Raw genomic sequence first — 20517 nt, forward strand, 5'->3', positions numbered from 1 at the left:
CGATCAGGGCCAGGCTGGCGACAACATCGGCGCGCTGGTTCGTGGTATTCAGCGTGACGACGTCGAGCGTGGTCAGGTCCTGTGCAAGCCGGGTTCTGTGAAGCCGCACAAGAAGTTCATGGCTGAAGCCTACATCCTGACGAAGGAAGAAGGCGGCCGTCATACGCCGTTCTTCACGAACTACCGTCCGCAGTTCTACTTCCGCACGACGGACGTGACGGGCATCGTGACGCTTCCGGAAGGCACGGAAATGGTTATGCCAGGCGACAACGTCACCGTTGCCGTCGAGCTGATCGTTCCGATCGCGATGGAAGAAAAGCTGCGCTTCGCAATCCGTGAAGGCGGCCGTACCGTCGGCGCCGGCATCGTCGCTAGCATCGTAGAGTAAGTCATTGGGCGGCTGGGCCAAAGCCCGGAGATTAAGGATAGGGACACCGAACCTGGTGTCCCTCTCGATCTTTGAAACCGGTGGCCCGCCTCGAGTAACTAAAGTTAAAGACGTGTCTCTTAGAGAGACGCGCAGGTAACAGACACAAGGATAAAGTCGAATGAACGGCCAGAATATCCGCATCCGCCTTAAGGCGTTCGATCATCGAATTCTCGACGCTTCCACGCGCGAGATCGTATCGACGGCTAAGCGCACCGGTGCTAGCGTCCGGGGCCCCGTTCCGCTTCCGACCCGTATCGAGAAGTTCACGGTTAACCGGTCCCCGCACGTCGACAAGAAGAGCCGCGAGCAGTTCGAGATGCGCACGCATAAGCGCCTTCTCGACATCGTTGACCCGACCCCGCAGACGGTAGACGCGCTGATGAAGCTCGATCTCGCCGCTGGTGTCGATGTTGAGATCAAGCTCTGAGACCTTAGGGTTCTCGAGCTGAGTGAGAAGGATTGAACCGATGCGTTCAGGTGTGATTGCACAGAAGGTGGGAATGACCCGCGTCTATAACGACGCTGGCGAGCATGTCCCGGTCACCGTATTGCGTATGGAAGGCTGCCAGGTCGTAGCCCAGCGCACAGTAGAAAAGAATGGCTACACCGCAGTTCAGCTGGGTGCCGGCCAGGCTAAGGTCAAGAACACGTCGAAGGCCCTTCGCGGTCACTTCGCCGTTGCCAGCGTTGAGCCGAAGGCAAAGCTCGTTGAATTCCGTGTCACGGATGACAACCTGCTTGAGGTCGGCACCGAGATCAAGGCAGCTCACTTCGCGGCGGGTCAGCTCGTCGACGTGACCGGCACGACGATCGGTAAAGGCTTTGCCGGCGCCATGAAGCGCCACGGCTTCGGCGGTCTGCGTGCCACGCACGGTGTGTCGGTTTCGCACCGCTCGCACGGTTCGACCGGCTCGCGCCAGGATCCGGGCAAGGTGTTCAAGAACAAGAAGATGGCTGGTCACATGGGCCAGACGCGCGTCACGACGCAGAACCTCGAAGTGGTATCGACCGATGAAGATCGCGGTCTGATCCTCGTCAAGGGCGCAGTTCCCGGCTCCAAGGGCGCCTGGATCATCGTACGCGATGCCGTCAAGTCGGCAGCGAAGTAAGGGAGCCAAACCAATGGAATTGAACGTCAAGACCCTCGAGGGCAAAGACGCTGGGAAGGTTTCCCTTTCTGACGCGATTTTCGGCCTTGAGCCGCGTGAAGATATTATCGCACGCGTCATTCGCTGGCAGCTGGCTAAGAAGCGCCAGGGCACGCATAAGGCTAAGGGCCGCGCTGAAGTATGGCGCACCGGCGCCAAGATGTACAAGCAGAAGGGTACGGGCCGCGCTCGTCACCATTCGGCTCGTGCTCCGCAGTTCCGCGGCGGTGGTAAGGCTCACGGCCCGGTCGTGCGCAGCCATGAGCATGATCTGCCGAAGAAGGTTCGCGCCCTCGGCTTGCGTCTCGCTCTCTCCGCCAAGTTCAAGGCCGAGGATGTCATCATCCTCGACAACCTGGTCGCGGCTGATACCAAGACCAAGGTTCTGGCCGGCGCTTTCGAAACGCTCGGCCTGACCAACGCGCTCTTCATCGGTGGTGCCGAGCTCGACAGCAACTTCAAGCTCGCAGCCGCTAACATCCCGAATATCGATGTTCTGCCGGTTCAGGGCATCAACGTTTACGATATCCTGCGCCGCGGCAAGCTCGTGCTGTCCAAGGCTGCAGTTGAAGCTCTAGAGGAGCGATTCAAGTGACGGATCTTCGCCATTATGATGTGATCGTTTCTCCTGCGATCACCGAAAAGTCCACTCTGCTTTCGGACAATAACCAGGTTGTTTTCAACGTTGCCAAGACCGCGACGAAGCCTGAAATCAAGGCTGCCGTCGAAGCTCTGTTCGGCGTCAAGGTTACGGCCGTCAACACTCTGCTGCGCCTCGGCAAGACCAAGCGGTTTAAAGGTCTCGTCGGCAAGCAGAAGGACGTGAAGAAGGCTATCGTGACGCTCGCCGAAGGCCAGTCGATCGACGTCTCCACCGGTCTCTGAGGAATAAGAAAATGGCATTGAAAACATTCAATCCGACGACCCCGAGCCAGCGTCAGCTGGTCATCGTCGATCGCTCGTCCCTCTACAAGGGCAAGCCGGTCAAGTCGCTGACGGAAGGCCTGTCTTCCAAGGGTGGTCGTAACAACACCGGTCGCATTACCGTGCGCTTCCAGGGTGGCGGTCACAAGCGTACCTACCGTCTGGTGGACTTCAAGCGTCGCAAGTTCGACGTTGAAGCAACCGTCGAACGCATCGAATACGACCCGAACCGCACCGCATACATCGCCCTGGTGAAGTATGCTGACGGCGATCAGGCCTATATCCTTGCTCCGCAGCGTCTGACGACCGGTGACAAGGTCATCGCCTCCGAGAAGGCTGTGGACGTGAAGCCAGGCAACACCATGCCGCTTCAGTTCATCCCGGTCGGCTCCATCATCCACAATGTGGAAATGAAGCCGGGCAAGGGTGGTCAGATCGCTCGCTCTGCTGGCGGTTACGCCCAGCTGGTTGGTCGTGACCAGGGCATGGCGATCCTTCGCCTGAATTCTGGCGAACAGCGCCTCGTGCACGGCACTTGCCTTGCAACGATCGGTGCCGTTTCCAACCCGGACCACGGCAACATCAACGACGGTAAGGCCGGTCGTTCGCGTTGGCGCGGTAAGAAGCCGCACGTTCGCGGCGTCGTCATGAACCCCGTCGACCATCCGCACGGCGGTGGTGAAGGCCGGACCTCCGGTGGTCGCCATCCGGTGACCCCATGGGGCAAGCCGACCAAGGGCAAGCGCACGCGGTCGAACAAGTCGACCGATAAAATGATTATGCGCTCGCGCCATCAGCGCAAGAAGTAAGAGAGGAAGTCTCAAGTGGCTCGTTCAGTATGGAAAGGTCCGTTTGTTGACGGCTATCTTCTCAAGAAGGCTGAGAAGGTGCGTGAAGGCGGACGCAGTGAAGTAATCAAGATCTGGAGCCGTCGCTCCACGATCATGCCGCAGTTCGTTGGTCTTACCTTCGGCGTCTACAACGGCAGCAAGCACATTCCGGTCAATGTCAACGAAGACATGGTCGGTCACAAGTTCGGTGAGTTCGCCCCGACCCGCACCTACTACGGTCACGGCGCGGACAAGAAGGCGAAGAGGAAGTAACAATGGGCAAGGCAAAAGCCGAACGCCGGCTGAAGGACAATGAAGCGCAGGCAGTTGCGCGCACGCTCCGCGTCAGCCCGCAGAAGCTCAACCTGGTTGCAGCATCTATCCGCGGCAAAAAGGTTGATCGTGCACTCGCAGAGCTGGAATTCTCCCGCAAGCGTATCGCAGGCGCCGTCAAGAAGACGCTTGAATCTGCGATCGCCAATGCAGAGAACAACCATGATCTCGATGTTGACTCGCTGTTCGTGGCGGAAGCTTACGTCGGCAAGTCGATCGTCATGAAGCGTTTCCACGCTCGTGGCCGTGGTCGTGCGTCTCGTATCGAGCGTCCGTTCGCCCACCTGACGATCGTTGTTCGTGAAGTGGAAGCAGTGGAAGCTCAAGGGGAGGCTGCATAATGGGTCAGAAAATCAATCCAATCGGTTTTCGTCTCGGCATCAACCGTACTTGGGATAGCCGCTGGTTTGCGGACAATGCCGAGTATGGTCAGCTTCTTCACGAAGACCTGAAGATGCGTAAGTTCGTCATGGACGAACTGAAGCAGGCTGGTATCTCCAAGGTGGTCATCGAGCGTCCGCACAAGAAGTGCCGCGTCACGATCCACTCGGCTCGTCCGGGCCTGATCATCGGCAAGAAGGGCGCTGACATCGACAAGCTTCGCAAGAAGCTGTCGGACATGACGAATTCCGAAACGCACCTCAACATCGTTGAAGTCCGCAAGCCGGAAATCGATGCTGTTCTGGTTGCCCAGTCGATCGCTCAGCAGCTCGAGCGCCGTGTAGCTTTCCGTCGCGCCATGAAGCGCGCCGTTCAGTCCGCGATGCGTCTTGGCGCCGAAGGCATCAAGATCACCTGCGGTGGCCGTCTCGGCGGCGCTGAAATCGCTCGTACGGAATGGTATCGCGAAGGTCGCGTGCCGTTGCATACGCTGCGCGCCGATATCGATTACGGTACGGCTGAAGCAGAAACCGCATTCGGCATCTGCGGCATCAAGGTTTGGATCTTCAAGGGCGAAATCCTTGAGCATGATCCGATGGCCTCCGAACGCCGTGCGCTGGAAGGCGACGCCCAGGGTCCGGCTAGCCGTGATCGCGATAGAGACCGCCGCCGCGATAACGCTTGATAGCGTACGTGGCAGATAAGTTCGGAGAATAGAAAAATGTTGCAGCCAAAGCGTACGAAGTACCGGAAGCAATTCAAGGGTCGCATCAAGGGCGTTGCCAAGGGTGGTTCTGATCTCGCGTTCGGCGAATTCGGCCTGAAGTCGCAGGAGCCCAACCGCGTCAATGCTCGTGAGATCGAAGCGGCTCGCCGCGCGATCACGCGTCATATGAAGCGTGCCGGCCGTGTATGGATCCGGGTGTTCCCGGATGTTCCGGTAACCAAAAAGCCGACCGAAGTCCGTATGGGTAAAGGTAAAGGCTCTGTCGAATACTGGGCATGCAAGGTCAAGCCCGGCCGTATGATGTTCGAGATCGATGGTGTGAGCGAAGAAATCGCTCGTGAGGCTCTGCGCCTTGGTTCCGCCAAGCTCTCGGTCAAGACGCGCTTCGTGCAGCGCATTGCAGAGTAAGGAAGAAGCTCATGAAAGCCGCAGATGTTCGCGCCCTGAGCGCCGACCAACTCAAGGACGAGCTTGCCAAGCTGAAGAAGGAGCAGTTCAACCTGCGCTTTCAGAAGGCAACCGGCCAGCTTGAGAAGTCCTCGCGCATCAACGAAGTCCGCAAGGATATCGCTCGCGTGAAAACCATTGCCCGCCAGAAGGCGGCAGAAGCAAAGGCCTAAAGGAAAAATAACATGCCGAAGCGCATTCTGCAGGGCGTCGTGGTCAGCGACAAGAACGAGAAGACGGTAGTTGTCCGCGTTGAGCGTCGTTTCGCTCACCCGCTGCTCCAGAAGACCGTTCGTCGTTCCAAGAAGTACAAGGCCCACGACGAAAACAATCAGTACAAGATCGGCGACACCGTTTCCATCGAGGAATGCGCGCCGATCTCCAAAGACAAGACCTGGACGGTCGTTTCCGCCCAGTCCAAGTAACAGAATTTCGCTCAGGCCCTTGCGTCTGGGCGAAATATCTGTATGAAGCACGAGCTTGGAAGCAGGACGCTCGAATACGAGCGTTCTTTTGCTTTATTGATGGCCGGCGAAGATGACCCTGGTGGTCCCGAGCGCTGGAGAAATCAGACAAGAGACTAGTCCATAAGCCGGGGTAGGGGGTCGTTAGACCCAACCATTCCGGTAACAACAAGAAGGCGACCTGACATGATTCAGATGCAAACAAACCTCGACGTGGCGGATAATTCCGGCGCACGTCGTGTCATGTGCATCAAGGTGCTGGGCGGCTCGAAGCGCAAGTATGCCTCGATCGGCGACGTTATCGTTGTTTCGATCAAGGAAGCCATTCCGCGCGGCCGCGTGAAGAAGGGTGACGTGATGAAGGCGGTGGTCGTTCGTACCGCCAAGGATATCCGTCGTCCGGATGGCAGCGTCATCCGCTTCGATACCAACGCAGCAGTCCTCATCGATAACAAGAAAGAGCCGATCGGCACCCGTATCTTCGGACCGGTTCCGCGCGAACTTCGCGCCAAGAACCACATGAAGATCATCTCGCTGGCTCCAGAAGTACTGTAAGGGAGCGGAGCGATGCAAAAGATCCGTAAAGGCGACAAGGTTGTCGTATTGGCCGGCAAGGACAAGGGCCGTACCGGCGAAGTCATTCAAGTAATGCCGAAGGAAGACCGTGCGGTCGTCCGTGGCGTCAACGTCATCAAGCGCCATCAGCGCCAGACGCAGACCCAGGAAGCTGGCATTATCAGCAAGGAAGCCTCGCTTCACCTGTCCAACCTCGCAATCGTCGACAAGGACGGTAAGCCGACCCGCGTCGGCTTTCAGGTTGTAGATGGCAAGAAGGTCCGCGTGGCCAAGACCTCGGGAGAAGTGATCGATGGCTGAGGTAAAGTACGAGCCGCGGCTCAAGAAGGAATATGTTGCCCGCATTCGTGCGGCGATGCAGGAGCAGTTCTCCTACGCCAACGAAATGCAGATCCCGAAGCTTGATAAGATCGTGATCAACATGGGCGTGGGCGAAGCAACGGCTGATTCGAAGAAGCCGACTGTTGCTGCCGCCGACCTCGCAGCGATCGCCGGCCAGAAGCCGGTCATCACCCATGCGCGCAACTCCATCGCAGGCTTCAAGGTCCGCGAAAATATGCCGATCGGCGCCAAGGTAACCCTTCGCGGCGCCCGCATGTATGAGTTCCTGGACCGTCTGATCAACATCGCGCTTCCGCGCGTTCGAGATTTTCGCGGCCTGAACCCGAAGAGCTTTGACGGTCGTGGCAACTTCGCCATGGGCATCAAGGAACACATTGTGTTCCCTGAGATCAACTACGATAAGGTTGATCAGATGTGGGGCATGGACATCATCGTTTGCACGACGGCGACAGCGGATGACGAAGCACGGGCTCTCCTGAAAGAGTTCAACTTCCCTTTCCGTCAGTAACCGTAACGACGAGCGTAGAAAAGGAACCTAAATATGGCGAAGACAAGCGCAGTTGAAAAGAACAAGCGCCGCCGCAATACGGTTGCCACTCAATCCGCAAAGCGGGCTGCTCTGAAGGCAATCATCATGAACCAGTCTCTTCCGATCGAAGACCGGTTCAAGGCCACGTTGAAGCTGGCATCGCTCCCGCGCGATGGATCGAAGACCCGCGTTCGCAACCGTTGCGAAGTATCGGGCCGCCCTCGCGCGTACTACCGCAAACTGCGCATGTCGCGTATCGCGCTGCGTGAACTCGGCAATTTCGGCAAGGTGCCGGGCATTGTCAAGTCGAGCTGGTAAGGAGCAGATTAGATGACTATGACTGATCCTTTGGGCGATATGCTCACCCGCATCCGTAACGGCGCTTCGCGTCGCAAGTCGTCGGTTTCGACGCCTGCGTCCAAGCTTCGTGCGCGTGTTCTCGATGTTCTCCAGGCTGAAGGCTACATCCGTGGCTACTCCGTCGTCGATTTCGGCAACGGCAAGACTGAGATCAGCATCGAACTCAAGTACTATGAAGGCTCATCGGTGATCCGCGAGATCGGCCGTGTGTCTAAGCCGGGCCGCCGAGTTTATGTCTCGGTTAAGTCCATTCCGCAGGTCGCGAACGGTCTCGGTATCATCATCCTTTCGACTCCGAAGGGTGTGATGGCCGATCACCAGGCTCGTGAACAGAATGTTGGTGGTGAGGTTCTTTGCTCGGTCTTCTAAGATCGAACATGGATCTCTCTCGAAACAGACAGGTTTGAAAAAATGTCTCGTATCGGTAAGAAGCCCGTTCAGGTGCCTGCAGGAATCACGGCCTCGGTTGATGGCCAAAAGGTGACTGCTAAGGGCCCCAAGGGCGAACTGTTTTTCGTTGCTAACGACGAAATCGGTCTCAAGCTGGAAGATAACGCAATTGTCGTAACGCCGCTTAGCAACTCCAAGGACGCTCGTTCGAAGTGGGGCATGTCCCGCACGATGATCGAGAACATCCTGAAGGGTGTTAAGGACGGCTTCGAGCGCAAGCTCGAAATCAACGGCGTCGGCTACCGTGCCGCTTTGCAGGGCAAGAACCTGCAGCTCGCGCTCGGCTTCAGCCACGACGTGGTTTATGAGCCGCCGGAAGGCATCACGATTGCTGTGCCGAAGCCGACGGAAATCGTCGTCACCGGCATCAACAAGCAGCAGGTCGGCCAGGTTGCCGCTGAAATCCGCGAATACCGCGGTCCTGAGCCCTACAAGGGCAAGGGTGTTAAGTATGCCGGCGAGCGGATCGTCCGCAAAGAAGGCAAGAAGAAGTAAGGATCACGCGAAATGGCTAGCAGGAAAGAAGCACTTGCACGTCGTGCCAACCGCGTGCGTCGTCAACTTAAGTCGGTGGCCAATGGCCGCCCGCGCCTGTCGGTTCATCGCTCGTCGAAGAACATCTACGTCCAGGTCATCGATGATGTGGCCGGCAAGACGCTTGCGTCTGCCTCCACCCTCGATAAGGATCTGCGCGGTTCTCTGAAGACCGGTGCCGACACCGCAGCCGCCGCCCTCGTTGGCAAGCTCGTAGCCGAGCGTGCCTCCAAGGCAGGCGTCAAGGAAGTCGTGTTCGATCGCGGCGCCTTCATCTACCACGGCCGTATCAAGGCTCTGGCTGAAGCAGCCCGCGAAGGCGGTCTGTCCTTCTGATCAAGTTTCCGGTCGGCAGCTTTCTAGCGCCGACCGGGATTTCACCGGACCGCAAGTTTCCCTTTAGGGGGAGGGCATGCGGTCCTTGTTGTTTGCCGATTGCACCCGGAAAAGAAAAAGGAAGAGGACAATGGCACAGGAAAAGAGGGGCTCGCGGGATGACCGTCAGAGCCGTGACGAGCGCGATAGCGAATTCGTCGACAAGCTGGTAGCGATCAATCGCGTCGCCAAGGTTGTAAAGGGTGGCCGCCGTTTTGGTTTCGCCGCTCTCGTTGTTGTTGGCGACCAGAAGGGTCGCGTAGGCTTCGGTCATGGCAAGGCTCGTGAAGTGCCGGAAGCCATCCGCAAGGCCACTGAAAGCGCCAAGCGCGACCTGATCTTCGTACCGCTGCGCGACGGCCGTACGCTGCATCATGACGTCCATGGCCGTCATGGCGCCGGCAAGGTTCTGCTGCGCTCGGCCAAGGTCGGTACCGGTATCATCGCCGGCGGCCCGATGCGCGCCGTTTTCGAAACGCTCGGCGTTCATGACGTCGTTGCCAAGTCGACCGGTTCGTCGAACCCGTACAACATGGTTCGCGCCACGTTCGACGCCCTGAAGCACCAGGTTCACCCGAAGGACATCGCAGCTCAGCGCGGCATCAAGTATGCCACTCTGCAGGCTCGTCGTGGCGCTTCGGGCAACGCCTCCGAAGAATAAGGGAGTTTGACCTATGGCCAAGACGACCAAGAAGGCTGAAGCCAACGCGACCGTTACGGTCGAGCAGATTGGCAGCCCGATCCGCCGTCCGGATGTTCAGCAGAAGACGCTGATCGGTCTCGGACTGAACAAGATGCACCGTCGCCGCACGCTGGAAGATACCCCGGCTGTTCGTGGCATGATCCGTGCTGTCCAGCATCTCGTTCGCGTTGTCGACGAGAAGTGAGCCGGAGGTATTCGCTATGAAATTGAATGAGATCAAGGATAACGAAGGCTCGACCCATAGCCGCAAGCGCCTCGGCCGCGGCATTGGCTCCGGCTCCGGCAAGACCGGTGGCCGTGGTGTGAAGGGTCAGAAGTCCCGTTCGGGCGTTGCCATCAACGGCTTCGAAGGCGGTCAGATGCCTATCTACCGTCGCCTGCCGAAGCGCGGCTTCAACAACATCTTCGCTGCCGATTACGTTGTTGTGTCGCTGGCACGCATCCAGGTTGCGGTTGACGCCGGCAAGCTCGATGCCAAGAAGACCATCGATGCTGCCGCTCTCAAGGCTGCCGGCGTGATTCGCCGCGTCAAGGACGGCGTTCGGGTTCTCTCGGACGGCGAACTGAAGGCGAAGTTGTCGCTGGAAGTTGCAGGCGCCTCCAAGCCGGCGGTCGAAAAGATCGAAAAGGCTGGCGGTTCCATCAAGCTGCTCGCCGCAGCAGCTGCTGTCGCAGAATAATCTTATCAATAAGTCGCCCGGGGTGCTTCACACCGGGCGATTTTGCTCCCATATGTGAGCCTCACGAACCTGAATGATGCAGCTGTGTCTTTCCGGTGAATAACGGGACCCCAGGGTGAGGCATCCGATTGCAGTGCAATCCGTCCAAAGCCCGGCTTTTGAACAATTTGAAAACTGATTCCGGACCCGGCCGATTTTGCCGGAATTGGTAGTGCGGAGATTTGCATGGCTTCTGCTGCGGAACAATTGGCGTCCAATCTCAATTTCTCGACCTTTGCCAAAGCCGAGGATCTCAAGAAGCGCTTGTGGTTCACGCTCGGAGCTCTCCTCGTTTACCGACTGGGGACCCATATCCCGCTTCCGGGCCTCAATCCGGCAGCCTATGCCCAGGCGTTCCAGAATCAGTCTGGCGGCATTCTCGGCCTTTTCAACATGTTTTCCGGCGGCGCAGTCCAGCGCATGGCGATTTTCGCGCTCGGCATCATGCCCTATATCTCCGCTTCGATCATCGTGCAGCTCATGACCTCGGTCGTGCCGGCGCTCGAGAACCTGAAGAAGGAAGGCGAGCAGGGCCGCAAGATCATCAACCAGTACACCCGCTACGGCACAGTGCTGCTCGGCGCATTGCAGGCCTACGGCATTGCGATCGGCCTTGAGCATGGCAATGGCGTCGTCCTCGATCCGGGCTGGTTCTTCCGTATTTCGACCGTCATCACGCTGCTTGGCGGCACGATGTTCCTGATGTGGCTCGGCGAGCAGGTGACATCGCGCGGTATCGGCAACGGTATTTCGCTGATCATCTTCGCGGGCATTGCAGCCGGTCTGCCGACGGCACTTGCCGGTACGCTCGAACTTGGCCGCACCGGCGCCCTGTCGACCGGCCTCATTCTCCTCGTGCTTGTCGTGGCTGTCCTGGTCATCGCGCTGATCGTCTTCGTGGAGCGCGCCCAGCGCCGCCTGCTGATCCAGTATCCGAAGCGCCAGGTCGGCACCCGCATGTTCCAGGGTGACACCTCGCATCTGCCGCTGAAGCTCAACACATCGGGCGTTATTCCTGCGATCTTCGCGTCGTCGCTGCTGCTGCTGCCGGCGACCATCGCTGGTCTCGGCACCAACACGGCCCTGCCGACCTGGGTCACCTCGATCGTCGCGGCCCTCGGTCATGGCCAGCCGCTCTACATGGTGCTCTACGCCGCTCTGATCGCCTTCTTCGCCTTCTTCTATACCGCGCTGGTCTTCAATCCGAAGGATACGGCCGATAATCTGAAGAAGCATGGCGGCTTCATTCCGGGTATCCGCCCGGGTGATCGCACCGCCGAATATATCGACTACGTGCTGACCCGGATCACGGTCATCGGCGCCCTCTATCTCGTCTTCGTCTGCATCCTGCCCGAAATTCTCGTGTCCCAGACCGGTATTCCGTTGGCGCTGGGTGGCACTTCGCTTCTGATCGTGGTTAGCGTAACGCTGGATACGGTGGCACAGATTCAGGGTCACCTGATCGCACAGCAGTATGAAGGCCTGATCAAGAAATCGAAGTTGCGTGGAGGAAAGAGGGGGCGATGAGATTGATACTTTTGGGGCCGCCGGGTGCAGGTAAGGGAACCCAGGCCCAGCGTATCGTGGAAAAGCATGGCATTCCGCAGCTTTCCACGGGGGATATGCTGAGGGCCGCCGTGGCGGCCGGGACTGAAGTAGGCAAGCGCGCCAAGGCCGTCATGGACGCCGGCAAGCTTGTTTCAGACGACATCGTCAATGCCATCGTATCCGAGCGAATCGATCAACCGGATTGCGTCAGGGGCTTCATCCTCGATGGTTTTCCGCGCACGCTCGTTCAGGCCGATGCGACGGAAGCGATGTTGAAGGCGAAGGGTCTCGAGCTCTCCGCCGTGATCGAGATCAAGGTCGATGACGCCGTGCTCGCCGATCGTATTTCGGGCCGTTATACTTGCGCCAACTGTGGCGCCGGTTATCACGACGAAAACCTCAGGCCGAAAGTGGAGGGTGTGTGCGACCGTTGCGGTTCCACGCATTTCAAGCGCCGGGCCGACGACAACAGGGAGACGGTCGTCGAGCGTCTGCAGGTCTACTACAAGGAAACCTCGCCGCTCATCGGCTATTACTATGCCAAGGGCAAGCTTCAGTCGGTCGACGGCATGGCGGATATCGAACATGTGACCGCCGATATCGAGGCGATCCTCTCTAAGCTTTAGATAGCTTAAAATAAACTTGCCGGGAGCGGTTGCTTTTTTGCGCTGATTCCGTTAAACACCGCGCCAACTCGCGACATACCAAGCGATCGGCGCGGATTTCCATCGGGAAGTCCGGGCACGGTCGTTTTGACGTGTTACGGATCTAATCGAACAAGCAGCTCCCGGGCTGCATAACAAAAGCCCTTTGCTCAGGCAAAAGGAATGCAAGGAGAACAGGCGTGGCTCGTATCGCTGGCGTCAACATCCCGACTGCAAAGCGCGTAGTTATTGCGCTTCGCTACATTCACGGGATCGGACCGAAGTTTGCACAGGAAATCTGCGAGAAGGTCGGTATTCCGGCCGAGCGTCGCGTCAATCAGTTGACGGACGCTGAAGTTCTGCAGATCCGCGAAACCATCGATCGCGATTATCAGGTCGAAGGTGACCTTCGTCGTGATACTTCGATGAACATCAAGCGTCTGATGGACCTTGGCAGCTACCGTGGTCTGCGCCATCGTCGCAGCCTTCCGGTTCGCGGCCAGCGCACGCACACCAATGCCCGCACCCGCAAGGGTCCGGCAAAGGCCATCGCTGGTAAGAAGAAGTAATCTCCGGGAAACCGGGTGTGGGAGGCTGGCGGTCTGCGCCGGCCTCTTTGAGTTTGGAACGGCGCTAATTCGGCGCCGCTCCGGTGGAGCCGCTGGCATTACGGCGGTGCAGAGATCCAAGAAAGGACTACCATGGCCAAGGAAGCCGTACGCGTTCGCCGTCGCGAGCGTAAAAATATTTCATCGGGCGTCGCGCACGTCAATTCGACCTTCAACAACACGATGATCACCATCACCGACGCACAGGGCAACGCTATTGCCTGGTCGTCCGCTGGTGCCAAGGGCTTCAAGGGTTCGCGCAAGTCGACCCCGTTCGCTGCCCAGATCGCTGCTGAAGACTGCGCCAAGAAGGCCCAGGAACATGGCATGAAGTCGCTGGAAGTCGAAGTTTGCGGTCCGGGTTCCGGTCGTGAATCCGCTCTGCGCGCGCTCCAGGCTGCCGGTTTCATGATCACGTCCATCCGCGACGTGACGCCGATCCCGCACAATGGTTGCCGCCCGCGCAAGAAGCGCCGCGTCTGATCATCGCCACTCACGACACCGGCCGGCGCACATGTGTCCGGCTCGGTGCTTTTCAAGCTCGGTTGTCACGATTGGATGGTGACAACGAACGGAAGGCAAGAACATGATTCAGAAAAACTGGCAGGAACTGATCAAGCCGAACAAGGTCGAGTTCACCTCGAGCGGCCGTACCAAGGCAACGCTCGTGGCCGAACCGCTGGAGCGTGGCTTCGGCCTCACCCTCGGCAACGCGCTGCGTCGCGTTCTGCTGTCCTCACTGCGCGGCGCCGCTGTGACGGCCGTGCAGATCGACGGCGTGCTGCATGAGTTCTCCTCTATCCCGGGCGTCCGGGAAGATGTGACGGACATCGTGCTGAACATCAAGGAAATCGCCATCAAGATGGATGGCGATGATGCCAAGCGCATGGTGGTCCGCAAGCAGGGTCCCGGCGTCGTAACGGCTGGCGATATTCAGACGGTTGGCGATATCGAAATCCTCAACCCCGAGCATGTGATTTGCACGCTCGACGAGGGTGCCGAAATCCGCATGGAATTCACCGTCAATAACGGCAAGGGCTATGTCCCGGCCGATCGTAATCGTGCGGAAGATGCTCCGATTGGTCTTATCCCGGTCGACAGCCTTTATTCGCCGGTCAAGAAGGTGTCCTACAAGGTAGAAAATACCCGTGAAGGACAGGTTCTCGACTACGACAAGCTGAGCATGTCGATCGAAACCGATGGTTCGATCACCGGCGAAGATGCCGTCGCTTTCGCGGCTCGCATCCTCCAGGATCAGCTTGGCGTGTTCGTCAACTTCGACGAGCCGCAGAAGGAAGCCGAAGAAGAAGCAGTTACCGAACTCGCTTTCAACCCGGCGCTCCTCAAGAAGGTGGACGAACTGGAACTGTCTGTTCGCTCGGCAAACTGCCTGAAGAACGACAACATCGTCTATATCGGCGACCTCATTCAGAAGACCGAAGCAGAAATGCTCCGCACGCCGAATTTTGGTCGCAAGTCGCTGAACGAAATCAAGGAAGTTCTCGCTTCCATGGGTCTGCACCTCGGCATGGAAGTGCCGGCATGGCCGCCTGAGAACATCGAAGATCTCGCCAAGCGCTACGAAGACCAATACTAACCAATCAAACTGCAGGTGGATGAAGCCTGCAAGTGAAGGAGAATAGCCATGCGCCACGGTAAAGCCGGCCGCAAGCTGAATAGAACCGCTAGCCACCGTAAGGCGATGTTCGCCAACATGGCGGCTTCGCTCATCACCCATGAGCAGATCGTCACCACCCTGCCGAAGGCGAAGGAAATTCGCCCGATCGTCGAAAAGCTGGTCACCCTCGGCAAGCGCGGCGACCTGCACGCTCGTCGTCAGGCCATCTCGCAGATTCGCGACGTTGTTGTCGTTGCCAAGCTGTTCGATGCGATCGCAACGCGTTACGCCACCCGCAACGGCGGCTACCTGCGCATCATGAAGGCCGGCTTCCGCCAGGGCGACAATGCCGCTCTCGCCGTCGTCGAATTCGTCGATCGCGACACCTCTGCCAAGGGCGCAGCCGACAAGGCCCGCGTTGCTGCCGAGGAAGAAGCCGCAGCCGCTTAAGGCTCGCTTCGAATGGACAATCAAGAGGCCGGATGAGCGATCATCCGGCCTTTTTGTGTTCCTTGGGTCTTGGTGCGCTGTCTCCGGTGCGGCGACGCTATTGCGGAATATGAACGTGTTTCTTGATGTGCTTCAGATTGGCGACGATGGTGAAGATCATGATGACAAGAAGAGACCAGGAACTCCATTTTCCGATGTGGACTGCCGACCAGGCGCCAAGCTGATTAGGATATCTCCAGATACCGAAAAAGGTGCCGATGTTCTCTGCCAGCCAGATGAAGAAGCCGATCAATATGAAGGATAGCAGCAGCGGCATGCGGCGGTCGCGGTCGTAGGGACGGAAGACGACTGTCGAGCGCGCGTAGAGCCCCAGCGTGCAGGCCGCAATATACCAGCGATAATCGCCGATATAATGATGCGTGAAGAAATTGGCGTAGATCGCGAGCGCCATCAGGCCGGCCATCCAATAGGGCGGATGATGCTTGATGCGTAGGTCGAAGAGTCGCCACGCCTGGATGATGTAGCTCCCGATGGCGGCATACATGAAGCCGGAAAATAGCGGAACGCCGAAGAGCTTGGTATAGGCGAATTCCGGATAGGCCCAGGATTGTATACTGCCCGACGTTTTGAAGACTTCGAGTGCGAAGCCCACGACGTGGAAGAGGCAGACGGCCTTCAACTCGTCGACAGTTTCCAGCTTCGCCCAGACCATCCCGATTTGAACGGCGAGCGCAATGATCAGCAGGGCGTCATAGCGCGGGATGCCTAGGATCCCCGCGTGCGGAACCGTGAAAATCGCCAGGAAAAACAGCCCCACGAAAAGACAGGCGCGCGCTTCCTTGATGCCGAAGAATAGGAACTCGACAGCGAATCGGCGGACACCCTTCAGATCGGTATGGGCAGGCACGCGGGTGAGATAGGTATGGAAAGACGGCAGAAGCTTTTCGAGGACAGCGGCTTTGGACATTTCAATGTTTCTCGCTCGTGGCGCTGATGACGTCTCGGATGACAATGCTGATGACAGGAAGAGCGTGGCGAAATTGCAGCTCAACATTGTATCAGCACGCGTGAATTTTCCGTATCCAGGGCCGCGCGGCACGCTCTTGCTTTTCATGGGGATGGCGGGCTACCTGCCGACCAAGGTTGATGCCTGCTTTGCCAGTGGAGGGACGACGTTTGGAAGTCCTAGAAAAAAGCTCATCGAGAAGAGTATTGCTGCTTTCCGCTCTAGCCCTGACCATCGCCTGTGGTCTCGCGCTCAGGCGGTTTGGATACGAAGCGCATCTGCCTTTCACGATCGTCAAATATGGGGGCTCGATCCTGTGGGGATCGATGGTCTATCTTCTATTGGCGTCGTTACGGGTCACTGCGAAACCTGGAAAGATCGCCGTGGCGGCAGCGTTGATTGCCATTTTCGTCGAATTTTTCCGGCTGCTTCATACGCCATGGCTGGATGCCTTTCGATTGACGACCGCAGGCGCTCTATTGCTGGGGCGGGTGTTCTCGCTGTGGAACATATTGGCCTATGCCGCGGGGATAGCGGCGGCTTTGGCGCTTGATACCGCCTTTACAGCTGTAAAGGCTGCTCGGCAGAATCCTGCGGTATGAAAATTCGCTTCGCCGCTCATCCTTGATTGCATAGCTGCCTTTCCAACTTGGCAGGCTTCATTCCCCTTACATCGTTTGAATCCTAACTAATTTAATGCTAATAACTAGCCATGAAATCCTTCAACGTCCTGCAGCGCATCTTCACAGCCAATCTCCTGTCGACCGGCCGCCAGTGGCGGCGGGTTGTTGACCTTGTCCTGAGTTCCCATGGGATCTCGGAGGCGTCCGCAGCACCTCTGTTGTGGATCGGCCGTCTTGGCGGCGGAGTGCGGCAGGTGGTTCTTGCCAATTATGTCGGCATCGAAGGTCCGTCCTTGGTGCGGCTGCTCGACCAGCTCGAAGGTCTGGGGCTCGTCGTGCGCAAGGACGACCCGACGGATCGTCGAGCAAAAGGCCTGTGGCTGACCGCCGAAGGCGAGGCGCTTGCCACGCGCATGGAGGAGACGCTAGACGAATTGCGTGGCAAGATCCTCGCCAATGTCGACAAGGCTGATATCGAAGCCGCGATCCGAGTGTTGCAGGCCTTCGAAGATTTCGAGGCGCCGAAGGCGTCTGGAACCAATCAGCAGCGCGAGGAAGCATTATGAGCCTCCCGTCCTGGCGTGATTGGCTGTTTTCCGGCAAGGCTTTCCTGGCGGCCATGCTTGCGCTGTTCATCGCATTGTCGCTGGATCTCCCGCGTCCCTATTGGGCCATGGCGGCCGTCTATGTCGTTGCCAATCCGCTTGCGGGGGCAACGAGTTCGAAAGCGCTCTATCGCGCCCTCGGCACGCTGCTCGGAGCGTCCGCCGCCGTCTTTTTCGTTCCGCTCTTCGTCAATGCGCCCATGCTTCTTTCCATCGTCATCGCGCTATGGACAGGCACGTTGCTGTTCATCTCGATGCTCGACCGGACCTCGCGCAGCTACGTTTTCATGCTGGCCGGCTACACGCTGCCCATGATCGCCTTGCCGACGGTCGGCTCTCCGGAGACGGTCTTCGATGTCGCGCTCGCCCGCTCCGAGGAAATCATCATCGGCATCGTCTGCGCCAGCGTCGTCAGCGCCGTCTTTTTCCCGACAAGCGTACGCTCGGTCCTCGGCCAGCGCATCACGACATGGCTCGATGATGCCGGCAGCTGGGCAGATGAAATCCTGCGCGGGGAGGGTGCGTCACCCGCCACGCCCCTGAAGCGACAGAAGCTCGCCTCCGATGTCACCGGGCTCGATCTCATCATCAGCCAGCTCGGTTACGATGCGGATAGCCGGGACATTGTTCGCCATTCCCGCGAGTTGCGCGGCCGTCTGCTGATGCTGCTGCCGCTCTTCTCGTCGCTGGCTGATCGTCTGCATGCGTTGAAGGCGCGGGAGAAGGCGCTGCCTCCTGAACTCCTCGTAGTCATGAACGAAGTGGCCGATTGGCTGTCCCAGGGCGGCAAGAGTGAGGCCGACAAGACGGCCATCGTCCTCTCCGGAAAGATCGAGGCTTTGCAGAATGCCGATCCCGATCTGAACTGGGATGACCTCGTGCTCTCCAGCGCACTCGCACGGCTGAAGGAGATCGTCGATCTCTGGCAGGATTGCCTGACACTGCGCAATGAGATCGTCGCCGGCAGGCGAGCCGGTTCCTGGCACCCAGCCTTTCGCCATCGCGACGTCGTCGGCCGCAGCCGACATTATGACTATGCCTTGCTGGCCTTTTCCGCCGGTTCGGTCGTCGTCGGCATCTTCTTGGCCTGCTTCTTATGGATCGTGACCGGCTGGGAAGACGGGGCCGGCTTCGTGACCATGGCGGCCGTCGCCTGTTCCTTCTTCGCAGCGCTCGACCGCCCGGCGCCGTTCATCACCTCGATGTTCATCTGGACCGCATTCAGCCTGGTGATCGCCTTCATCTATCTCTTCGGCATATTGCCTAGCATCAACAGCTACGAACTGCTCGTGCTCGCCTTCGCGCCGCCCTTTCTGGTGATCGGCCTGCTGATCCCGCGGCCGCAGTCGAACATGCTCGCCATGCTGCTGACCGTAAACGGCGCCACCTTCATCGCGCTGCAAGACCGCTATGTGGCGGATTTCAGCACCTTCATCAATGGAGCGGTCGCCGCTCTGGCGGGTGTCGGTTTCGCGCTCGTCTGGACGCAACTGACACGGCCATTCGGCTCCGAACTCGCCGCATCACGGCTGGTGAAGGCCGGTTGGAGCGACCTTGCCGAAACAGCAGCAGGCGCGCGTCGGCGCGATCATGCGCGCCTGTCCGGCCGCATCCTCGATCGCCTCGGCCAGCTCGTTCCCCGCCTTGCCGCCGTCGAGGACCGTGAGCTGAAAAAGGTCGACGGCTATGCCGACGTTCGCCTGGGTTTCAACGTGTTGATGCTTCAGAAAGAACGCCCGCAGCTCAGCACCGCCGGCGCCTCCTCGGTCGGCACGGTTCTTTCCGGCGTTGCGGATTTCTATCGCTCGCGGGTCAAGGCTGGGCAGGCTATCGATCCATCGGATGGATTGCGCCAGTCGATCGACAACAGCCTGGAAGCCATCGCGCTCCGGGATGGGTCGGCGGGCCGCCCTAGTCTCGATGCTCTGGTCGGCCTGCGCCGGGCGCTCTTTCCTCATGCCGAGCCGCCGCAAAGCCGGCAGCCACCCATGTCGGATACATCCTCACCTCTTTCCATTGCCGCCGAGTAACATCATGCCTGCCGAATTCGATCTTTATGGCGTCTATATCCCACGCCTCCTTGTCCTCATGGTCGTGACGCTGCTTGCCGTCATTCCCCTTCGGCGCCTTCTCGCAAGGCTTGGGGCCTACGCCCTGGTCTGGCATCGCGGTCTCTTCGATCTAGCACTCTACGTCTTGCTGCTTGGCGCCGTTTCCTCACTCTCCCGTTGGTACTTCATATGAAAACGTTCAAAATGATTGGCCGTATCGCCGTTACCCTTGCCTTTGTCGTCGGAGCCATCTTCGTCGGCCGCGAGCTCTGGGGGCATTATATGGATGAGCCGTGGACGCGCGACGCGCGCCTGCGCGCCGATGTCGTCGGCATCGCGCCGGATGTCGCGGGCCTCGTCAGCGACGTGCTGGTCAAGGACAACCAGACCGTCAACAAGGGCGACGTCCTCTTCCGCGTAGACCGGGAGCGTTTTGCGATTGCACTGGCGCAGGCGGATGCGGCGTTGGAAAGCAGCAAGGCGGCGCTCGATCAGGCTCACCGCGAAAACCAGCGGCAGTCCCGTCTCGGCGACGCAGGTTCCCTGCAGCAGAAGGAACAGGCGCTGACCGCCGAGCAGCAGGCCGATGCCTCTTTCCGCCAGGCGACCGCCAGTCGCGATCTCGCCCAGCTCAATCTCGATCGCTCCGAGGTTCGCGCCACCGTCAACGGCAGGATCTCGAACTTGAGCCTGCGTCCGGGTGATTACGTGACGGCCGGCAGCGCCGAAGTGGCGCTGATCGACAGCGATTCCCTGCGTGTCGAGGGCTATTTCGAGGAAACCAAATTGCCGCGTATCCATGTTGGTGACGAGGTCTCCATCCACCTGATGGGGCAGACGGAAAAGCTGACCGGCCATGTCGAGAGCATCGCCAACGGCATCGAGGATCGCGAGCGCACCTCCGGCAGCATGCTCGCCAATATCACGCCGACCTTCAGCTGGGTTCGCCTGGCGCAGCGCGTGCCGGTTCGCATCGCGCTCGACAAGGTGCCGGATGGCACCAAGTTGATCGCCGGCCTGACGGCGACCGTCGAAGTCAACGACGGTCAGCAAAAGCAGGCTTCGCTTGGTAAAACGGTCGAATAGCCTCTC

At 58.9% G+C, this 20517-nt stretch carries 34 protein-coding genes; 33 read left to right on the plus strand and 1 reads right to left on the minus strand.

The features are described 5' to 3' along the window. The 28 genes from EX00_RS03910 to rplQ form a co-directional block, all read left to right on the plus strand. On the plus strand, positions 1–388 hold a 388-nt coding region (locus tag EX00_RS03910), incomplete at its 5' end, for an EF-Tu C-terminal domain-related protein (protein ID WP_047454364.1). A gap of 160 nt (positions 389–548) precedes the next feature. Then, positions 549–857, plus strand: a complete 309-nt coding sequence (rpsJ, locus tag EX00_RS03915) for a 30S ribosomal protein S10 (RefSeq protein WP_003507767.1) — start codon at positions 549–551, stop codon at positions 855–857. Positions 858–897: 40 nt separating this feature from the next. After that, positions 898–1539 carry a 50S ribosomal protein L3 gene (gene rplC / locus EX00_RS03920; protein WP_047454370.1) on the plus strand — a complete coding sequence of 214 codons (642 nt, stop codon included), beginning with the start codon at positions 898–900 and terminating at the stop codon, positions 1537–1539. A 13-nt stretch (positions 1540–1552) separates the two neighbouring features. Next, positions 1553–2173: a 50S ribosomal protein L4 gene (rplD, locus tag EX00_RS03925; protein ID WP_047454371.1), complete on the plus strand. Its 621-nt coding sequence runs from the start codon at positions 1553–1555 to the stop codon at positions 2171–2173. Further along, entirely contained in the window at positions 2170–2463 is a 294-nt protein-coding gene (locus EX00_RS03930; protein WP_007690755.1) for a 50S ribosomal protein L23, read from the plus strand. The genes rplD and EX00_RS03930 overlap by 4 nt, the downstream gene beginning before the upstream one ends. Positions 2464–2474: 11 nt before the next feature. Further along, on the plus strand, positions 2475–3311 hold the full coding sequence (gene rplB, locus EX00_RS03935) for a 50S ribosomal protein L2 (protein ID WP_047454374.1): 837 nt from the start codon (positions 2475–2477) through the stop codon (positions 3309–3311). 15 nt (positions 3312–3326) lie between these two features. Continuing rightward, positions 3327–3605 carry a 30S ribosomal protein S19 gene (gene rpsS, locus EX00_RS03940; RefSeq protein WP_047454376.1) on the plus strand — a complete coding sequence of 93 codons (279 nt, stop codon included), beginning with the start codon at positions 3327–3329 and terminating at the stop codon, positions 3603–3605. 2 nt (positions 3606–3607) lie between these two features. Next, positions 3608–4006 (plus strand): 50S ribosomal protein L22, encoded by a 399-nt coding sequence (gene rplV / locus EX00_RS03945; RefSeq protein WP_047454378.1) that lies wholly within the window; start codon positions 3608–3610, stop codon positions 4004–4006. Beyond that, a complete protein-coding gene (gene rpsC, locus EX00_RS03950; RefSeq protein ID WP_007690761.1) occupies positions 4006–4731 on the plus strand; it encodes a 30S ribosomal protein S3 in 726 nt (241 codons plus the stop codon). Before rplV ends, rpsC begins: the two co-directional genes overlap by 1 nt. 36 nt (positions 4732–4767) lie before the next feature. Continuing rightward, complete coding sequence (gene rplP / locus EX00_RS03955) at positions 4768–5181, plus strand: 50S ribosomal protein L16 (RefSeq protein ID WP_034507389.1); 414 nt, start codon at positions 4768–4770, stop codon at positions 5179–5181. A gap of 11 nt (positions 5182–5192) precedes the next feature. Further along, complete coding sequence (gene rpmC, locus EX00_RS03960; RefSeq protein ID WP_007690763.1) at positions 5193–5393, plus strand: 50S ribosomal protein L29; 201 nt, start codon at positions 5193–5195, stop codon at positions 5391–5393. A gap of 12 nt (positions 5394–5405) precedes the next feature. Next, positions 5406–5645, plus strand: a complete 240-nt coding sequence (gene rpsQ, locus EX00_RS03965) for a 30S ribosomal protein S17 (protein ID WP_034480418.1) — start codon at positions 5406–5408, stop codon at positions 5643–5645. 225 nt (positions 5646–5870) lie between these two features. Continuing rightward, positions 5871–6239, plus strand: a complete 369-nt coding sequence (gene rplN / locus EX00_RS03970) for a 50S ribosomal protein L14 (RefSeq protein ID WP_003573790.1) — start codon at positions 5871–5873, stop codon at positions 6237–6239. 12 nt (positions 6240–6251) lie between these two features. Further along, positions 6252–6560: a 50S ribosomal protein L24 gene (gene rplX, locus EX00_RS03975; RefSeq protein WP_047454390.1), complete on the plus strand. Its 309-nt coding sequence runs from the start codon at positions 6252–6254 to the stop codon at positions 6558–6560. Further along, positions 6553–7110 (plus strand): 50S ribosomal protein L5, encoded by a 558-nt coding sequence (rplE, locus tag EX00_RS03980; RefSeq protein WP_047454392.1) that lies wholly within the window; start codon positions 6553–6555, stop codon positions 7108–7110. The genes rplX and rplE overlap by 8 nt, the downstream gene beginning before the upstream one ends. Before the next feature lie 33 nt (positions 7111–7143). After that, positions 7144–7449, plus strand: a complete 306-nt coding sequence (rpsN, locus tag EX00_RS03985; protein ID WP_047454393.1) for a 30S ribosomal protein S14 — start codon at positions 7144–7146, stop codon at positions 7447–7449. A gap of 12 nt (positions 7450–7461) precedes the next feature. Then, positions 7462–7860 (plus strand): 30S ribosomal protein S8, encoded by a 399-nt coding sequence (gene rpsH, locus EX00_RS03990; protein WP_047454394.1) that lies wholly within the window; start codon positions 7462–7464, stop codon positions 7858–7860. Positions 7861–7902: 42 nt separating this feature from the next. Continuing rightward, positions 7903–8436: a 50S ribosomal protein L6 gene (rplF, locus tag EX00_RS03995; RefSeq protein WP_047454396.1), complete on the plus strand. Its 534-nt coding sequence runs from the start codon at positions 7903–7905 to the stop codon at positions 8434–8436. A 12-nt stretch (positions 8437–8448) separates the two neighbouring features. Then, positions 8449–8811, plus strand: coding sequence for a 50S ribosomal protein L18 (gene rplR / locus EX00_RS04000; protein ID WP_047454397.1), 363 nt, complete (start codon positions 8449–8451; stop codon positions 8809–8811). Between the two features lie 130 nt (positions 8812–8941). Next, on the plus strand, positions 8942–9511 hold the full coding sequence (gene rpsE / locus EX00_RS04005) for a 30S ribosomal protein S5 (protein ID WP_047454399.1): 570 nt from the start codon (positions 8942–8944) through the stop codon (positions 9509–9511). Between the two features lie 13 nt (positions 9512–9524). Beyond that, the gene (gene rpmD / locus EX00_RS04010; protein ID WP_047454400.1) at positions 9525–9737 is read left to right on the plus strand and encodes a 50S ribosomal protein L30; all 213 of its coding nucleotides are present in this window, start codon (positions 9525–9527) and stop codon (positions 9735–9737) included. A gap of 16 nt (positions 9738–9753) precedes the next feature. After that, positions 9754–10233, plus strand: coding sequence for a 50S ribosomal protein L15 (gene rplO / locus EX00_RS04015; RefSeq protein ID WP_047454401.1), 480 nt, complete (start codon positions 9754–9756; stop codon positions 10231–10233). A 225-nt stretch (positions 10234–10458) separates the two neighbouring features. Next, the gene (secY, locus tag EX00_RS04020) at positions 10459–11799 is read left to right on the plus strand and encodes a preprotein translocase subunit SecY (protein WP_047454403.1); all 1341 of its coding nucleotides are present in this window, start codon (positions 10459–10461) and stop codon (positions 11797–11799) included. Then, positions 11796–12446: an adenylate kinase gene (locus EX00_RS04025; RefSeq protein WP_047454405.1), complete on the plus strand. Its 651-nt coding sequence runs from the start codon at positions 11796–11798 to the stop codon at positions 12444–12446. Before secY ends, EX00_RS04025 begins: the two co-directional genes overlap by 4 nt. A 218-nt stretch (positions 12447–12664) precedes the next feature. Next, entirely contained in the window at positions 12665–13033 is a 369-nt protein-coding gene (gene rpsM / locus EX00_RS04030; RefSeq protein ID WP_047454406.1) for a 30S ribosomal protein S13, read from the plus strand. Positions 13034–13165: 132 nt separating this feature from the next. After that, the gene (gene rpsK, locus EX00_RS04035) at positions 13166–13555 is read left to right on the plus strand and encodes a 30S ribosomal protein S11 (RefSeq protein WP_003547577.1); all 390 of its coding nucleotides are present in this window, start codon (positions 13166–13168) and stop codon (positions 13553–13555) included. A gap of 103 nt (positions 13556–13658) precedes the next feature. After that, entirely contained in the window at positions 13659–14669 is a 1011-nt protein-coding gene (locus EX00_RS04040) for a DNA-directed RNA polymerase subunit alpha (protein WP_047454415.1), read from the plus strand. 48 nt (positions 14670–14717) lie between these two features. Beyond that, complete coding sequence (rplQ, locus tag EX00_RS04045) at positions 14718–15140, plus strand: 50S ribosomal protein L17 (RefSeq protein ID WP_047454417.1); 423 nt, start codon at positions 14718–14720, stop codon at positions 15138–15140. A gap of 97 nt (positions 15141–15237) precedes the next feature. Here rplQ and EX00_RS04050 read toward each other — a convergent pair whose 3' ends face one another. Then, on the minus strand, positions 15238–16107 hold the full coding sequence (locus EX00_RS04050; RefSeq protein ID WP_047454418.1) for a DUF817 domain-containing protein: 870 nt from the start codon (positions 16105–16107) through the stop codon (positions 15238–15240). A 209-nt stretch (positions 16108–16316) separates the two neighbouring features. Here EX00_RS04050 and EX00_RS04055 point away from each other — a divergent pair, with 209 nt between their 5' ends. From EX00_RS04055 to EX00_RS04075, 5 genes are all read left to right on the plus strand, one after another. Beyond that, a complete protein-coding gene (locus tag EX00_RS04055; protein ID WP_047454419.1) occupies positions 16317–16748 on the plus strand; it encodes a ribosomal maturation YjgA family protein in 432 nt (143 codons plus the stop codon). A gap of 110 nt (positions 16749–16858) precedes the next feature. Continuing rightward, complete coding sequence (locus EX00_RS04060; RefSeq protein ID WP_047454420.1) at positions 16859–17335, plus strand: MarR family winged helix-turn-helix transcriptional regulator; 477 nt, start codon at positions 16859–16861, stop codon at positions 17333–17335. Continuing rightward, positions 17332–19404, plus strand: a complete 2073-nt coding sequence (locus EX00_RS04065) for an FUSC family protein (protein WP_047454422.1) — start codon at positions 17332–17334, stop codon at positions 19402–19404. The genes EX00_RS04060 and EX00_RS04065 overlap by 4 nt, the downstream gene beginning before the upstream one ends. Before the next feature lie 4 nt (positions 19405–19408). Next, positions 19409–19618, plus strand: a complete 210-nt coding sequence (locus EX00_RS04070; RefSeq protein WP_047454423.1) for a DUF1656 domain-containing protein — start codon at positions 19409–19411, stop codon at positions 19616–19618. Beyond that, positions 19615–20511, plus strand: coding sequence for an efflux RND transporter periplasmic adaptor subunit (locus EX00_RS04075; RefSeq protein ID WP_047454425.1), 897 nt, complete (start codon positions 19615–19617; stop codon positions 20509–20511). The genes EX00_RS04070 and EX00_RS04075 overlap by 4 nt, the downstream gene beginning before the upstream one ends. The last annotated feature ends 6 nt before the right edge of the window (positions 20512–20517 follow it).

The sequence above is a fragment of the Martinezella rhizogenes genome, assembly GCF_000799715.1.
GTDB classification, from domain to species: domain Bacteria; phylum Pseudomonadota; class Alphaproteobacteria; order Rhizobiales; family Rhizobiaceae; genus Rhizobium; species Rhizobium rhizogenes_C.